12 protein-coding genes are annotated in these 15,018 nt (G+C 64.9%); 1 reads left to right on the top strand and 11 read right to left on the bottom strand.

The window, feature by feature from the left end; all coding sequences use genetic code 11:
- Positions 1 to 109: 109 nt before the first annotated feature.
- The 7 genes from CAF70_RS17015 to CAF70_RS16980 form a co-directional block, all read right to left on the bottom strand.
- Positions 110 to 754: an oxidoreductase gene (locus CAF70_RS17015; protein ID WP_085626109.1), complete on the bottom strand. Its 645-nt coding sequence runs from the start codon at positions 752 to 754 to the stop codon at positions 110 to 112.
- 27 nt (positions 755 to 781) lie between these two features.
- Complete coding sequence (locus CAF70_RS17010) at positions 782 to 2,515, bottom strand: C13 family peptidase (protein ID WP_085626108.1); 1,734 nt, start codon at positions 2,513 to 2,515, stop codon at positions 782 to 784.
- 300 nt (positions 2,516 to 2,815) lie between these two features.
- Positions 2,816 to 3,880 carry a 2,3-butanediol dehydrogenase gene (locus tag CAF70_RS17000; protein ID WP_256573305.1) on the bottom strand — a complete coding sequence of 355 codons (1,065 nt, stop codon included), beginning with the start codon at positions 3,878 to 3,880 and terminating at the stop codon, positions 2,816 to 2,818.
- Positions 3,881 to 3,932: 52 nt separating this feature from the next.
- Positions 3,933 to 5,039 carry an acetoin dehydrogenase dihydrolipoyllysine-residue acetyltransferase subunit gene (locus CAF70_RS16995; protein WP_085626105.1) on the bottom strand — a complete coding sequence of 369 codons (1,107 nt, stop codon included), beginning with the start codon at positions 5,037 to 5,039 and terminating at the stop codon, positions 3,933 to 3,935.
- Complete coding sequence (locus CAF70_RS16990) at positions 5,036 to 6,058, bottom strand: alpha-ketoacid dehydrogenase subunit beta (RefSeq protein WP_010951829.1); 1,023 nt, start codon at positions 6,056 to 6,058, stop codon at positions 5,036 to 5,038. Before CAF70_RS16990 ends, CAF70_RS16995 begins: the two co-directional genes overlap by 4 nt.
- Positions 6,059 to 6,091: 33 nt before the next feature.
- A complete protein-coding gene (locus CAF70_RS16985) occupies positions 6,092 to 7,069 on the bottom strand; it encodes a thiamine pyrophosphate-dependent dehydrogenase E1 component subunit alpha (RefSeq protein ID WP_085626104.1) in 978 nt (325 codons plus the stop codon).
- Between the two features lie 21 nt (positions 7,070 to 7,090).
- A complete protein-coding gene (locus CAF70_RS16980; protein WP_085626103.1) occupies positions 7,091 to 8,146 on the bottom strand; it encodes an ATP-NAD kinase family protein in 1,056 nt (351 codons plus the stop codon).
- A gap of 283 nt (positions 8,147 to 8,429) precedes the next feature.
- On the opposite strand from CAF70_RS16980, the gene CAF70_RS16975 reads away from it, so the two are divergent.
- Positions 8,430 to 10,283 carry a sigma-54-dependent Fis family transcriptional regulator gene (locus tag CAF70_RS16975; protein ID WP_085626102.1) on the top strand — a complete coding sequence of 618 codons (1,854 nt, stop codon included), beginning with the start codon at positions 8,430 to 8,432 and terminating at the stop codon, positions 10,281 to 10,283.
- 306 nt (positions 10,284 to 10,589) lie between these two features.
- On the opposite strand, the gene accC is transcribed toward CAF70_RS16975, so the two are convergent.
- The 4 genes from accC to CAF70_RS16950 all read right to left on the bottom strand — a co-directional run bounded on the left by accC (position 10,590) and on the right by CAF70_RS16950 (position 14,932).
- A complete protein-coding gene (gene accC / locus CAF70_RS16965) occupies positions 10,590 to 11,945 on the bottom strand; it encodes an acetyl-CoA carboxylase biotin carboxylase subunit (protein ID WP_085626100.1) in 1,356 nt (451 codons plus the stop codon).
- Positions 11,946 to 11,962: 17 nt separating this feature from the next.
- Positions 11,963 to 12,424, bottom strand: a complete 462-nt coding sequence (gene accB / locus CAF70_RS16960) for an acetyl-CoA carboxylase biotin carboxyl carrier protein (protein ID WP_085626099.1) — start codon at positions 12,422 to 12,424, stop codon at positions 11,963 to 11,965.
- Positions 12,425 to 12,524: 100 nt separating this feature from the next.
- On the bottom strand, positions 12,525 to 12,980 hold the full coding sequence (aroQ, locus tag CAF70_RS16955) for a type II 3-dehydroquinate dehydratase (RefSeq protein ID WP_003255330.1): 456 nt from the start codon (positions 12,978 to 12,980) through the stop codon (positions 12,525 to 12,527).
- Between the two features lie 179 nt (positions 12,981 to 13,159).
- The gene (locus CAF70_RS16950) at positions 13,160 to 14,932 is read right to left on the bottom strand and encodes a protein-disulfide reductase DsbD (RefSeq protein ID WP_085626098.1); all 1,773 of its coding nucleotides are present in this window, start codon (positions 14,930 to 14,932) and stop codon (positions 13,160 to 13,162) included.
- Between the last annotated feature and the right edge of the window lie 86 nt (positions 14,933 to 15,018).

Raw genomic sequence — 15,018 nt, 5'->3', positions numbered from 1 at the left:
TGGCCCTTTCGCGGGCACGCCCGCTCCCACAGGTACTGCATTGCCCTCAGGCCTGGCACAGTACCGGTGGGAGCGGGCGTGCCCGCGAAGAGGCCGTCACAAGTGAAGCCTATTTCTTGCCCAACCTGCGCAACTCATCCGACTCCACAATCCGCACCCCGTCCTCTTCCTCCAGTGCCAGCCGCCAAAGCGCCCGGGCCAAAGTACAAGCCTCGATCCCCCGATACTTCCCGGGTATCAGCTTGGCAAACGGCGAAGCCAACTGTTCGCCCAGCCGCGGCTCGATCCGCTCGCCCAGCAGCAATGACGGCCGCACGATGGTCAACTGCGGCCAGTCCTGGGCCTTGAGCGCCTCTTCCATCTCGCCTTTGACCCGGTTGTAGAAAATCGAAGATTTCGGGTCGGCCCCCAGCGCACTGACTACCAGCAGGTGCCGCGCGCCCATCTCCCGGGCACGCTTGCTGAAGGCCAGCACCATGTCCAGGTCCACCGCACGAAAGGCCGATTCGGAGCCGGCCTGCTTCAACGTGGTGCCCAGGCAGCAAAAAGCGATATCAACGCGCCCGGCCAGCTGCGGAAGAAACACCGCCGGGTCGCCCACCGGGTTTTCCAGGTGCGGGTGCTCGGCCAGGGGTCGGCGGGTAGGCGCCAGTACGCGGGTAATGGTGGGCTCGTTGAGCAGGCGGTCGAGCAGGTGTTCACCTGTCAGACCCGTGGCACCAGCAAGCAGGACATGTTGAGGCGTCAAATACATGATGTCTCTCCCTTGTTACACACAAGCTTAGTGGCTGGGTGACGTTTCCGCCTGTCCCTCCACATTGGCCTGTGCGGCGTTACGCAATGCTTCTTCGGCCTGTTGCCGGCGCAGGTGCTGCCAGTGCTCGAGCACGCTCGGCGGCGCCCACAGCTGCGGTTCAGAGGCCTCGAAACCTTCCCTTTGTTCTCTTTCGGCAACGCTGGCTCGCGCCAGTTCAAACGCCTGTTTCAGGTCGTCGGTCTGGTTCAGCGCTTCGGCGAACAGGGCATCGCCGAAGTAGGTGAAATCGGCTTCTTCCGAGCAACCGAAGGACACGCGGTCGGCCCGGGCGGCGGTCATGATCAGCGTACGCTCGTCCTTGAGCGGGGTGATGTAGCCCCCTGAATAGCAGGCGGATATGACAACCACCTTGTCGCGGTTTTTCAGCGGCGCCAGCGCGCTCGCCAGCTCGTCGGCAGACAGATCGGCCAGCTGCAGGCGCGGCTGGTCGAGTACCAGCTGATGGTCCTGGCTGCCATGACTGGTGAGGTAGATGAACACCAGGTCTTCGGGGCCACTACGCTCGGCCAGGGTGCGGGCGGCGCGGGTAAGGTTCTCGCGCGTGGCCATGGCGCGGGTGGTCATGTGGTCGCGGTGGTTGACCAAGGTGACCTGGCCACGGGCGCCAAAGCGCACCTTGAGCATATTGCTGACGTAGTCGGCTTCGCGCAGGAACACGCTCTGCTGGCCATCGCCGGCCACCACCAGGCTGTATAGCTGGACCGGTGGCGTGGAACGCGGAACCCGGGCCAGCGCCTCGTCCAGCAACCGGCCCTGATTGAGCAACGCCAGGTCCAGCGGGTCGGGCAACAGCTTGCCGTTCTGGTCGCGTACGCGCACGCCGTTGCTCCAGGTGCCGCTTTCGACTTTGCCGCTGGCCAGGATCAGCCGGCCCTGGCCGTGGTAGGCATCGTTGAGGAAGCCACCGATGTACTTGCTGCCGTCGGCCAGTTGCAGGCTGCCCTGGCCCGACAGGCGCCAGTCGGCGAAGGTGCCCTTGTAGTGGCTACCGTCGCTGCCCAGCAGTTCGCCTTCACCGACCAGCGAGCCGTCCTTGAATTCGCCGATCCACACATCACCCTCGGCGTTTTCGTAGCGGCCACGGCCCTCCAGGCGGTTGTTCCTGAATTCGCCGATGTACTGCTCGCCGTCGACGCTGTCGTAAGTACCGCTACCTTCCAGCTGGCCGTTGATGAAGCGGCCGCTGAACTGGTTGCCGCTGGCATCGCTGCGCACCCCGGCACCGTTGGGCTTGCCCTTCGCAAACAGGCCCTGGTAGCGGCTGCCGTCGGCCAGTTCCAGCTCGCCGGCGCCTTCGTACAGGTCATCCTTGAACTGGCCGCGGTAGGTCTGGTCGGCTTGCTTGAGGGTGCCTTCGCCGTCGCGGCGGCCGTGGCTGAAGGTGCCGGCATAGTGGCTGCCCGGGGTGGTCAGCTCACCCAGCCCCTGGAACAGCCCTGCGGCGAACTGGCCGCGGTACACCTCGCCGTTGCGGCCGTGCCACTCGCCCTGGCCGTGCCATTGGCCGTCCTTGAAGGTACCGGCGTACCAGCTGCCGTTGGGGTAGTCGATCCGGCCCTCGCCTTGCAGCAGGCCATCGACCACCTGCCCCCGGTACCGCCCACCGTCAGGCAGGCGCGCGTCCGGCGGGAGCAGCGATTCGCCATCGCCGCAGGCGGCGAGCATCAGGGCCAGGGTGATGGGGAGCAGTGAACGCATGGCGAAGACCGGGCAATAGGTCTGCCGAGTATGACGCAGAATGGGATCCTGAAACAGCGAACGCGATCCCTGTGGGAGCGGGCGTGCCCGCGAACACCGGCGAAGCCGGTGCCATGCAGCGCGTGGCCTTCTTCGCGGGTAAACCCGCTCCCACAGGTCCAGCGGTGACTTCCAGCTTTGCGCAATACCTGTGGGAGCGGCTTTAGCCGCGAACACCGGCGAAGCCGGTGCCATCCACCGAGTCGCCTGCTTCGCGGGCACGCCCGCTCCCACAGTTTTCGTGTTGCCTTTGAGGTGCAATCAGCGCACGCCCGGCGACACGATGATCTTCACGTTCTCCTCCTTGTTGTTCACCAACTCCTCGAAGCCCAGCTCGACAATCTGCTCCAGCCCGATCCGCCCGGTCACCAGCGGGCGAATATCCAGCCTGCCGTCAGCGATGAAGGCAATCACATCGGCAAACTCGCCGTTGTAGGCCAGCGCCCCCAGCACCTGTTTCTCGGTGGATACCAGTTCGAAGAAGTTGAACTCGCTGGGTTCTTCGAAAATGCCCACCAGCACACACTTGCCCGCCTTGCGGATAGTGTCGATGGCCAGCTTGGCCGTGTGCTTGCTGCCGATGCATTCAAAACTTACATCCGCCCCCAGCCCGGCAGTCAGCTTGCGGATCTCCGCCAGCGCGTCGCACTGGCTTGGGTCCAGCACCACGCTGGCGCCAACCTCTCTGGCCTTGGCCTTGCGCGCCGAGGACATTTCCAGGGCAATCACCTGCGCCGCCCCCGCTGCCTTGGCACACATGATGGTGCACAGGCCGATGGTGCCGGCGCCGACCACCACCACGGTCTGGCCTAGCAGGCTACCGGCCTTTTTCACCGCATGCATGCCCACCGCCAGTGGCTCGATCAGCGCCCCGGCCTCCGCCGGGAAACCCTGCGGTAGCCGATACAGCAGGTTGGCTGGCACGTTGACCAGTTCGGCGAAGGCACCGTTGTTCATCAGGCCGGTAAAGGCCAGGCGCTCGCAGATGTTGTACAGGCCGTGGGTGCAGTAGTAGCAGGTGCCGCAATGCTGGCAGGCGTCCGCAGCCACCGGGTCACCGACGGCAAAACCTTCCACGCCGTCACCCAGCTTGGCGATCTGGCCGCAGAACTCGTGGCCGAGGATGCACTGGCCCTGGATGCCGGTCAGCGGGTGGGGTGCCTCTACCGGGATGAATACCGGACCGGCGACGTATTCGTGCAGGTCGGAGCCGCAGATGCCGCACCAGTCCACCTTGATCTGCACCCATCCAGGTACAGGATCAGCCGGCAGGGGCACCTGTTCGACGCGAATGTCATTGCGGCCATGCCAGACGGCGGCGCGCATGTGGGTGTGGCTCAGGTCGTTCATTGTTGTTCTCCAGGCTCACGAAAAAGGCTTAGTGCTTGCGCAGGAACGCGAGCAGTTGCTGGTTGACCTGTTCGGCCGCTTCCATCTGCACCATATGCCCAGCCTCAGGCAGTACCAGCACTTCGGCCTCCAGCCCTTCGGCATGGCTGGCCGGGATGATCGCGTCCTTGCCGCCCCACACCACCAGGGCCGGATGCTGGCCCAGCACCCCACGCAGGTCATGGCGCTGACGGTCGCCGTCGGCGATGGCCGATGCCAGCAGGCGCAACGCGTCGTCCACCCCTTCCAGGCGCTTGAACTTGAGCATGTCCTCCAGCATCTGCCGGGTGACCAGCGCCGGGTCGGCAAACAGCTGCACCATCTGCGGCTTGAGGGCATTGCGATTGGCGGCAGCGACGAAGCCTTGCAGGTACTGCCCGTTGATGGCCTCGCCCAGCCCTGCACTGGCCACCAGGCTCAGGCTGGCTACCCGCTGCGGTGCCAGCCGCGCCACGTTCAGGCTGACCGCACCGCCCATGGAGTGGCCGGCCAGGTGGGCCTTGGCGATGTCCAGGTGGTCGAGCAGGGCCAGCACGGTTTCGCTCAGTTCATCCAGGTCGCCGCGTTGCAGGGCTTTGCCCGACTCACCATGCCCCGGCAGATCGAGGGCGATCACCCGTCGCTCGGCAGCCAGCGCCGGGTGGTTGAACAGCCAGTTGTTGAGGTCGCCGCCAAAGCCGTGCACCAACACCAGGGGCGTGCCGCCTTCGCCCAGCTCGAACCAGCGCAGCAGGTGATCCCCCACTTGCGCCTTTTGCGGTGCCGGTCCCTGAGCCTGGTCGGCGCCACCTTCGGCGACGAACTCGGCCTGGAAGCGCTGGACCACGGCATCGATCTCAGCCTCATCGGCTTCGCCTTCAACCACTACTGCCAGCAGCGCGCCAACCGGCAGGGTTTCGTCGGGCTGGGCGACCAGACGGCGCAGCACGCCGCTGAATGGCGCCTCGACGCTGCTGCTGATCTTGTCGGTCTCGACGTCCAGCACCTCGTCGCCCTTGTTGATCTGGTCACCTTCCTGCTTGAGCCAGGTGTCCACCCGGCCCTCGGTCATCGACAGGCCCCACTTGGGCATGGTCAGGGTATGGATCTGGCTCATGCGGCACTCCTTGCGGCTTCGATCACTTTACGTACCGCAGCCTCGATCTTCGCCGCGTCAGGGATGTACAGGTCTTCCAGGGCGTCGGAGAACGGCACCGGGGTATGCGGCGCAGTGACCATCTCGATTGGCCCCTTGAGCGCGCCGAAGGCCTTCTGCGCTACCAGTGCGCTGATGTCGGTGGCCATGGAGCAACGCGGGTTGGCTTCGTCGATCACCACCAGGCGGCCGGTCTTTTCCACGCTTTCCAGGATGCTGTCTTCGTCCAGCGGGCTTGTGGTGCGCAGGTCCAGCACCTCGCAGTCGATGCCCTGGCGGGCCAGGTTGTTGGCCGCCTCCAGCGCCACATGCACCATGCGGCCGTAGGTGACCAGGGTCACATCATCGCCATCGCGCAGGAAGTTGGCTTCACCGAACGGCACGGTGTAGACCTCTTCCGGCACTTCGCCTTGCATGCTGTACAGCAGCTTGTGCTCGCAGAAGATCACCGGGTCATTGTCGCGGATCGCCTGTATCAACAGGCCCTTGGCATCGTACGGCGAAGACGGGCACACCACCTTCAGGCCGGGAATGTGCGTCCACAGCGAGGTGAGCATCTGCGAGTGCTGGGCCGCCGCGCGCAGGCCGGCGCCGTACATGGTGCGCATCACCAGCGGGGTGACCGCCTTGCCGCCGAACATGTAGCGGAACTTGGCGGCCTGGTTGAGGATCTGGTCCAGGCAGCAGCCGGCGAAGTCGACGAACATCAGCTCGCACACCGGGCGCAGGCCTTGGGTAGCGGCACCGACGGCGGCACCGACGTAGCCGATTTCGGATAGCGGCGCATCGAGCACGCGCCCCGGGAACTGGTGGTAAAGGCCCTTGGTCACGCCCAGCACGCCACCCCAGGCGTCATCTTCGCCAGGGGCACCGGCGCCGCCGGCAACGTCTTCGCCAATGATGAATACCGTGCTGTCGCGGCGCATTTCCTGGGCCAGGGCTTCGTTGATGGCCTGCTGGTAGCTGATCTTTCTTGCCATGGTGGTTCTCCTTTTGTTCTTGTAATCCGCGGCTCAGGGGTAGGCGACGTAGACGTCGGTGAGCAGGTCGGCGGGCTGTGGCTTGGGATCGGACTTGGCGCGGCGCACGGCGTCTTCGATCAGGTCCTCGACGCGGGCGTCGATGGCGTCCAGTTGCGCAGCCGTGAGCAGGCCGGCGCGGGTGGTCTTGTTGCGGAACTGCATCAGGCAGTCGCGGGATTCGCGCAGGTTCTTCACTTCATCGGGCGCACGGTAGGTTTGTGCATCGCCTTCGAAGTGGCCGTAGTAGCGGCTGAGCTTGACCTCGATCAGCGACGGGCCCTGCCCGGAACGTGCGCGTTCGATGGCTGCACCAGCGGCCTCGTACACGGCAAAGAAGTCGAAACCGTCGATGGTGACGCCGGGCATGCCGAAACCGGCAGCGCGGTCGGCGATATGGTCGCAGGCCACCGACCAGGTCGAGGCGGTGGCTTCGGCGTAGCCGTTGTTCTCGGCGACGAAGATGCACGGCAGGTTCATGATCGACGCCATGTTCATGGCTTCGAACACCGCGCCTTCGTTGGAAGCGCCATCGCCGAAGAAGGCCACCGACACATCGTCCTTGCCCTTGATCTTGGCCGCCAGCGCCGCCCCGGCCACCAGCGGGGCACCGGCACCGACGATGCCGTTGGCGCCAAGCATGCCTTTTTCCAGGTCGGCGATATGCATCGAGCCGCCTTTGCCCCCGCACACGCCGGTCTTCTTGCCGTAGATTTCGGCCATCATGCCGTACACATCCACGCCCTTGGCGATGCAGTGGCCATGCCCGCGGTGGGTCGAGGCGATGCAGTCGCTGTCGCGCAGGTGGGCCATGACACCGGCAGCGGATGCCTCTTCGCCGGCGTAGAGGTGGACGAAGCCGGGGATCTCGCCGGTGGCGAACTCCACGTGCAGGCGCTCCTCGAAGGCGCGGATGGTGCGCATCACTTCATAGGCATGCAGCAATTGTTCGGTACTGAGTTGATTGGACATCTTGTTGTTCTCCAGGTTGTCTCAACACGGGTTTGCAGGGTGCAACCGGTGGCCGCGCGGTACGGCCAGCAGGTGATGGCGGGCGGCATGCGCCAGCACGGCCTCGACGTCCACGCTCAATGGGCCTTGGTGGTCGAGGGTGATGGTGGGGCTGTCGTGCTCGGCGAATTCGATTTCGCGTTCGCCGTCCAGCGCCAGGGTGCCGCTGGCCAGGCTCAGGCGGTGGGCGACGCCGGGCGAGAGCGGGCCACTGGCTGTGATGCCACAGCCTTGCAGCAGGCCGGGTGCCAGCGGCGCGAGCAGCGCCTGCTCGGCGCCGGGGTTCAGGCGTACCCAGGCACCGTGCGGGGCCTGGCGCGAAACCGGGAACCACAGGCCGCACAAGGCCGACAGGCCAATGGCATGGGGTTCGGCGAAACAGGCGAAGACTTCGCATAGGTCCTCGCTGCGGCTCAATGCCCGAGCGCCGACGAAGCGCTGGGGCGACACCGCTACTTCCACCAGGGCCCATTCGGCAAGCCGCTGCTCGGGTACCTTGACCAGCAGGCGCTTGTTGCGGCGCAAGCCGATGCTGGCCGGTACCCGGCCGCTGGCAAGCAAGCCGCCAGCCAGGCCGGCACTGGTGGCTTCACGCAGTTCGGGGAAGGCGTTGTTGGTGCCGGTGGACAAGGTCAGCAGCGGCACGTCGCCGGCCTCGGCGGCGACTGCCTTGTGGGTGCCGTCGCCGCCGAGCACGGCGATCATCGCCACGCCGCGCTCGACCATGCGGCGAGTCGCCAGGCGGGTATCGGCAACGGTTTGGGTCAGCGGCAGGTCGAGTATCTCGATGGGCGGCCAGTGCTGGTCGCGGGCGACCGGGCCCAGGCTGGCCTTGAGCACGGCGGCGGCGATGCCGGTCATGTCACTGGGCAGCAGCACCTGGCCGATGCCGGTGGCACCGAAGGCGGCCAGCAGGCGCTGGATCGCCGAAGCCTTGTCGGTACTCGAATAGAGCCCGGCATTGGCGGTCAGGCGGCGCAGGTCGCGGCCAGAGGCAGGGTTGGCAATGATCCCGACGGTCGGGGCGGGTAGCGGCATGGCGCACCTCGTATTTTTGTTTGCCAAGGCAGGAGCAAGCGCGGTGCCAGCTTCTGTTGTATTGGCTGAAGTGCCTGCAATAGAGCGGTTTTCGTTCGCTTCGGCAGGGGCGGATGGTTGGGCTGGCGAGACGCCCGGTGCCAGCGCGGGGCCGACGCTGGCGAGACGCTGAGACGCTGCGTCTCAAGCTGGCCGGTAATCACACAGTGCTTGTCGGGGCAGGCCTGGAAGCGCTTAATGGCCGGACAACGATAAAAACAGCAATGAGAACCGGAGGGCCTGAATGCTTGCCGCGAACTCCCGAGCCCATGTCGACTGCGTCAGCAGGGTGCTGAAGAATGCCGACCGCCTGCCGCAGGCGCCGGTGCCACCGCTGATCCTCGATTCATGGCGCCGCTCCATGGAGCTGTACCGCCTCGACCCCGGGTCCCAGCAGGGGCCGCGCATCCTGTCCCAAAGCCTGCTCAACGAATGTCGCGAACGCGCCGAAGTGTTCCTGCGCATCGCCAGCGATGCCGTGGCCCGCCTGCATGAACGGGTACGCGGTGCCGACTACTGCGTGCTGCTCACCGACGCCCTGGGGCGCACCATCGATTACCGGGTCGAGTCAGCCATTCGCAACGACTGCCGCAAGGCCGGGCTGTACCTGGGTACCTGCTGGTCGGAGGGCGAGGAAGGCACCTGCGGTGTGGCGGCGGTGTTGACCAGCAAGGCCCCGGTCACGGTGCACAAGCGCGACCACTTCCGCGCGGCGTTCATTGGCCTGACCTGTACGGCGGCGCCGGTGTTCGACCCGTTGGGCGAGTTGCTGGGCGTGGTGGATGTCTCGGCCTTGCAGTCGCCGGACGACCGCCGCAGCCAGCACCTGATCCGCCAACTGGTCGAGCAGACCGCCCGCGAGATCGAAAATGCCTTCTTCATGCACAGCGCCCAGGGCCATTGGGTGATGCGTGCCCATGGCACGCCGGGCTATGTGGAAAGCCAGCCCGACTACTTGCTGGCCTGGGATGGCGATGGCCGCCTGCAGGCGATCAACAGCCTGGCGCGGCAGCGTCTGGTGGAGCGCCTGGGACGTTTGCCCGAGCACATTGGCGAGCTGTTCGACATCGACCAGCTGCGCCGGGTAAGCGCGTCGTCGGCCCAGCGCCTGCCCGGCCTGGGGGGGCTGTATGGCCGTGTCAGCGCCCCACAGCAACGCCAGCGTGTGCAGCCGTTGCGCCAGGCCCAGGACGCCCGTATCGAGCAGCATTTGCGCCTGGCCACACGGGTCAAGGACTGCAACCTGGCGGTGCTGGTGCAAGGCGAGACGGGGGCCGGCAAAGAAGTATTCGCCCGCCAGCTGCATCAGCAAAGCCTGCGTCGCGATGGCCCGTTCGTCACCCTCAACTGCGCGGCCATCCCGGAGAGCCTGATCGAGAGCGAACTGTTCGGCTATGTCGCCGGGGCTTTTACCGGGGCATCCAGCAAAGGCATGCAGGGGCTGTTGCAGCAGGCCGATGGCGGCACGCTGTTCCTCGACGAAATCGGTGACATGCCGCTGAACCTGCAAACCAGGTTGCTGCGGGTGCTGGCCGAGGGGGAAGTGGCGCCGTTGGGCGCGGCGCGGCGGGAGCGGGTGGACATCCAGGTGATTTGCGCGACCCACCGCGATTTGGCGGCGATGGTGGAGGATGGACGTTTTCGCGAGGATCTGTACTTTCGCCTGGCCAATGCCCGCTTCGAATTGCCGCCGCTGCGCGAGCGCGAGGACCGCCTGGGGCTGATTCACCAGTTGCTGGCCGAGGAGGCCGAGGCCTGCGGGGTCGAGGTGGTGTTGGCGGATGATGCGCTGCAGGCGCTGTTGGTTTACCGCTGGCCGGGGAACTTGCGCCAGTTGCGGCAGGTGTTGCGCTATGCCTGTGCGGTGAGTGAGGGCGGGCAGGTGCAGTTACAGGACTTGCCGAAGGAGGTGCGCGGTGAGGCTGTGTCGTCGGTTGAAAGAGGGGGGGCCTGCCCAGCGCGGCAGTTGTTGCTGGATGCGCTGATCCGCCATCGCTGGAAGCCGGCCGATGCGGCGCGGGCTCTGGGGATATCGCGGGCGACCTTGTACCGGCGGGTGCATGAGCATCACATCGAGATGCCGAGGATGAAGGGGTAGGGCCTTTGGGGGCCCTTTGCGCCATTTTGCGACACAGGCCGCTCAGGATTTTGCAGCTCTTGAAGCTGGTGCAGTACCTGTGGGAGCGGGCGTGCCCGCGAACACCGGCGCAGCCGGTGCCATCCACCGCGTAGCCTTCTTCGCGGGCATGCCCGCTCCCACAGGTACCGCACAAGGCTCAAGGGCAGCATAAATCCTGTGGGAGCGGCCTTGTGTCGCGATGGGCCGCAAAGCGGCCCCAGTATCCCCCAGGCAATAAAAAACCCCGGCACAAGTCCGGGGTTTTCAGTACATCACACTACGCGATCACTCCTGGCTGGCCAGTTTGTGCTCGAGGTAGTGAATGTTGACGCCGCCTTTGCAGAAACCTTCATCACGCACCAGGTCGCGGTGCAGCGGGATGTTGGTCTTGATGCCGTCGACGACGATCTCGTCCAGGGCATTGCGCATGCGCGCCATGGCTTCGTCGCGGTCCTTGCCGTAGGTGATCAGCTTGCCGATCAGCGAGTCGTAGTTCGGCGGAACCGAGTAACCGCTGTACAGGTGCGAATCCACCCGCACGCCGTTGCCGCCCGGTGCGTGGAAGTGCTTCACCTTGCCTGGGCTCGGGATGAACTTCTTCGGGTCTTCGGCGTTGATCCGGCATTCCAGCGCATGGCCACGGATGACCACGTCTTCCTGGCGGAACGACAGCTTGTTGCCAGCGGCGATGCTCAGCATCTCCTTGACGATGTCGATACCAGTGACCATCTCCGACACCGGGTGCTCAACCTGCACGCGGGTGTTCATCTCGATGAAGTAGAAGCGGCCGTTCTCGTACAGGAACTCGAAAGTACCGGCACCACGGTAGCCGATCTCGATGCACGCATCGACGCAGCGCTTGAACACTTCCTGACGGGCTTTCTCGTCGATACCCGGGGCTGGTGCTTCTTCCAGTACCTTCTGGTGACGGCGCTGCAGCGAGCAGTCACGGTCGCCGAGGTGGACGGCGTTGCCCTGGCCGTCGGACAGTACCTGGACTTCCACGTGGCGTGGGTTGGTCAGGAACTTCTCCAGGTAGACCATCGGGTTGCCGAAGGCGGCACCGGCTTCGGTACGGGTGAGCTTGGCAGAGGCAATCAGGTCCTCTTCCTTGTGCACCACACGCATCCCGCGACCACCACCGCCACCGGCGGCCTTGATGATTACCGGGTAGCCGACGTCACGGGCAATCGCCAGGGCGACTTCTTCATCTTCCGGCAGCGGGCCATCGGAACCCGGCACGGTCGGTACGCCCGACTTGATCATCGCGTCCTTGGCCGAAACCTTGTCGCCCATCAGGCGAATGGTGTCGGCTTTCGGGCCGATGAAGGCGAAACCGGATTTTTCCACCTGCTCGGCGAAATCGGCGTTTTCCGCCAGGAAGCCGTAGCCCGGGTGGATCGCGGTGGCGCCAGTCACTTCGGCGGCAGCGATGATTGCCGGGATATGCAGGTAGGAATCCTTGGACGATGCAGGGCCGATGCAGACCGACTCGTCTGCCAGGCCCAGGTGCATCAGTTCACGGTCGGCGGTGGAGTGCACGGCGACTGTCTTGATACCCAGCTCTTTGCAGGCACGCAGGATCCGCAGGGCAATTTCCCCGCGGTTGGCGATCAGGACTTTTTCGAGCTTCCCAGACATCGTTGGCTCTCCGCGACTCAAACGATGGTGAACAGCGGCTGGTCGAACTCAACCGGCTGGCCGTCTTCTACCAGGATGGCGTCGATGACACCGCCAACATCGGCTTCGATGTGGTTCATCATCTTCATGGCTTCGACGATGCACAGGGTGTCGCCTTTCTTCACGGTCTGGCCAACTTCAGCGAAGTTCGGCGAGGTCGGCGAAGGCTTGCGGTAGAAGGTGCCTACCATTGGCGAGCGGATCACGGTGCCTTTCAGGGCCGGGGCGGCAGCAGCGGCTTCGGCGGCCGGGGCAGCAGCGGCAACCGGGGCAGCAGCAGGAGCGGCAGCCATCGGCGCAGGCGCGTAGAACTGCTGGGCAGCCGGGGTCTTGCTGTGACGGCTGATACGGACCGACTCTTCGCCTTCCTTGATCTCCAGCTCGTCGATGCCAGACTCTTCCAGCAGCTCGATCAGTTTCTTGACTTTACGGATATCCATTAATCATCAACTCCCAAAGGTTCGGTCAGGGGGCGAAATACAAAAAAACGTATCTGAAACGTTTCTCTCGAACCCTGGCCCACTGAGGCCAGGGTTTTCATCATTTGGGCTGTGCGTTGGCAGCCAGTTGTTCCAGCGCGGACTCCAGGGCCAGGCGATAACCGCTGGCGCCCAGGCCGCAGATCACCCCTACGGCAACATCGGAAAAGTAGGAGTGGTGACGGAACGGTTCGCGTTTGTGCACGTTGGACAGGTGCACTTCGATGAATGGGATGCTCACCGCAAGCAATGCGTCACGTAATGCGACGCTTGTGTGGGTGAAAGCAGCCGGATTGATCAGGATGAAGTCCACACCCTCATTGCGTGCGGCGTGAATGCGGTCGATCAGTTCGTATTCGGCATTGCTCTGCAGGTATTGCAGATGGTGGCCTGCGGCGCGGGCACGTTGCTCCAGGTCCTGGTTGATCTGGGCCAGGGTCACGGCGCCGTAGTGGCCAGGCTCGCGGGTACCGAGCAGGTTGAGGTTGGGGCCGTGAAGCACCAGTAGCGTTGCCATCTGCGGATTCCTTGGATTTGTAGGGCAATTCGACACAGCGCGGCGAGTGTGCCGTAAAGCGACGGCAAGTGTCCAGTTCCCGGCAATAGCCAGCACGATGTCCGAGGTTCGCGCGAAGTATGTGACCAAACAATTGAATCCGGTCACTGATTTCAGGATTTTTCACAGCTTGCGGGAAGTTATAGACCGACTTTGTCGCGCACGCGTGTCAGAATTTGCGCAAATTCACCGCCATTTATCTCGCCAATGACCCGATCAGCGGTTATTTCGCTACCGTTCGCTGCAAAGAACAACAGGGCGGGAGGGCCGAACAACTGGTAGCGGTCGAGCAGGCTGCGTTGTTCGGCATTGCTTTCGGTGATGTCGAAACGCAGCAGCTTGAAGCCGGCCAGTTGCGTTTGCACCTGCGGGGCGGTGAGCACCTCTCGCTCGATCACCTTGCAACTGATGCACCAGTCGGCGTACCAGTCCAGCAACACCGGCTGGCCAGCCGCCTTGGCCTGGGCCAGTGCGGCGTCCAGTGCGGCGGGGGTAGTGACGGTCTGCCAGCTATCCGCCTGCACCGTCGGGCCGTTGCCGGTGGCCACAATGGTTGCAGGCGGCAGTGGGCGTAGCGGGTCGCCCTGGCCACTGAGGGCGCCGTACCAGCAGGCCAGGGCATACACCAGCAAGGCCAGGCCAAGCAGTTGGGCCAGGCGCTGGCGTGCGGTCTTGACGACGAACTCGAGGGCGCCGAGGAACAGCGCTACGCCCGCGGCGAGGAACCCGACCAGCAGTAAGGTCACCGGCCCTGGCAACACACGGCTGAGCAAGCCGATGGCCAGGCCCAGCAGCAGCACGCCGATGGCGTTCTTCACCGTATTCAGCCAAGGGCCGCTCTTCGGCAGCCAGGCCGCGCCGCCGGTGGCCACCAGCAGCAAGGGTGCGCCCATGCCCAGGCCCAGGGCGAACAGCTTGAGTGCGCCGCCCAAGGCATCGCCGCTGGCGCTGATGTACAGCAACGCACCGGCCAGCGGCGCCGACACACAGGGCGAAACCAGCAGGCTGGAGAGTACGCCGAGTATTGCCGCACCCAGCAACGAGCCGCCCCGGGTGTGGCTGGCGACGTTGTTCAGGCGGTTGTTCAGGGCTTGCGGCAGTTTCAGTTCGAACAAGCCGAACATGGCCAGGGCGAACACCACGAAGAATAGCGCGAAGGGCACCAGCACCCAGGCCGACTGCAGGCGCGCCTGCAGGTTAAGGCCGGCGCCGAACAGCCCCATCAGGGCGCCGAGTACCGCGAAGCTGGCTGCCATCGGTAGCACATAGGCCAGCGACAGCGCCAGCCCGCGCAGGCCGCCGGCCTGGCCACGCAGCACCACACCGGAGAGGATCGGCAGCATCGGCAGCACGCAGGGGGTGAAGGTAAGGCCGACCCCGGCGAGGAAGAACAGCAGCAGCGACTTCCAGGTCCAGGCCCGTTCAGCGGCGGCCGACGTGCTTGCGCCGGCTTCGCCATCGATGCTCAGGCGTGCGGTTTCCGGGGGGTAGCACAGACCTTTGTCGGCGCAACCCTGGTAGCCCACCAGCAGGGTGAAGGCGCGCGGGTCGTTGCGCGGCAAGTCGATGTCGAGCACGCCGTGGTACACCTCGACATCGCCGAAGAATTCATCGTGCTTGGCCTCGCCTTTGGGGATGTTTGGCGTGCCCAGGGCAATGTCGGCCGGTTCGGTGCGGAACTGGAAGCGGTGCCGGTAGAGGTAGTAGCCATCGGTGGCGACGAAGCGCAGCTTGATGGTTTGCGCATCGGCCTGGACCAGGCTGAGCTTGAAGGCCTCGTGTACCGGCAGGAACTCGGCATTGTTGGCCAGCGACGCAGCACCGAGGGTGGCGCTGGGGCGGTTGTCGAGCAGGCCCGTGGCGAAGACAGGGCTGGCCAGCAGCAGGAACAGCAGGAAAAACAGGCGGCGCATGGCGGACTCGCGAGGTGGAACGTGCCGGGCATGATAGCGGAGTTGGTGCGGGTTGGGGCCTTGGCGGTATCAGGGGCGACACATGG

Origin of the sequence: Pseudomonas sp. B19(2017) (assembly GCF_002113165.1) — a bacterium.
Lineage (GTDB): Bacteria > Pseudomonadota > Gammaproteobacteria > Pseudomonadales > Pseudomonadaceae > Aquipseudomonas.
The sequence above is the reverse complement of the archived record's forward strand: the minus strand, read 5'-3'. Positions and strand labels throughout refer to the sequence as shown.

Bases quoted from the DNA above. Each gene is read 5' to 3' on its own strand.
- accC (WP_085626100.1), bottom strand. From the start codon at position 11,945: ATGTCTGGGAAGCTCGAAAAAGTCCTGATCGCCAACCGCGGGGAAATT.
- CAF70_RS16975 (WP_085626102.1), top strand. From the start codon at position 8,430: ATGCTTGCCGCGAACTCCCGAGCCCATGTCGACTGCGTCAGCAGGGTG.
- CAF70_RS16980 (WP_085626103.1), bottom strand. From the start codon at position 8,146: ATGCCGCTACCCGCCCCGACCGTCGGGATCATTGCCAACCCTGCCTCT.
- CAF70_RS17010 (WP_085626108.1), bottom strand. From the start codon at position 2,515: ATGCGTTCACTGCTCCCCATCACCCTGGCCCTGATGCTCGCCGCCTGC.
- CAF70_RS16950 (WP_085626098.1), bottom strand. From the start codon at position 14,932: ATGCGCCGCCTGTTTTTCCTGCTGTTCCTGCTGCTGGCCAGCCCTGTC.
- CAF70_RS16990 (WP_010951829.1), bottom strand. From the start codon at position 6,058: ATGGCAAGAAAGATCAGCTACCAGCAGGCCATCAACGAAGCCCTGGCC.
- CAF70_RS16985 (WP_085626104.1), bottom strand. From the start codon at position 7,069: ATGTCCAATCAACTCAGTACCGAACAATTGCTGCATGCCTATGAAGTG.
- CAF70_RS16995 (WP_085626105.1), bottom strand. From the start codon at position 5,039: ATGAGCCAGATCCATACCCTGACCATGCCCAAGTGGGGCCTGTCGATG.
- aroQ (WP_003255330.1), bottom strand. From the start codon at position 12,980: ATGGCAACGCTACTGGTGCTTCACGGCCCCAACCTCAACCTGCTCGGT.
- CAF70_RS17015 (WP_085626109.1), bottom strand. From the start codon at position 754: ATGTATTTGACGCCTCAACATGTCCTGCTTGCTGGTGCCACGGGTCTG.
- CAF70_RS17000 (WP_256573305.1), bottom strand. From the start codon at position 3,880: ATGCGCGCCGCCGTCTGGCATGGCCGCAATGACATTCGCGTCGAACAG.
- accB (WP_085626099.1), bottom strand. From the start codon at position 12,424: ATGGATATCCGTAAAGTCAAGAAACTGATCGAGCTGCTGGAAGAGTCT.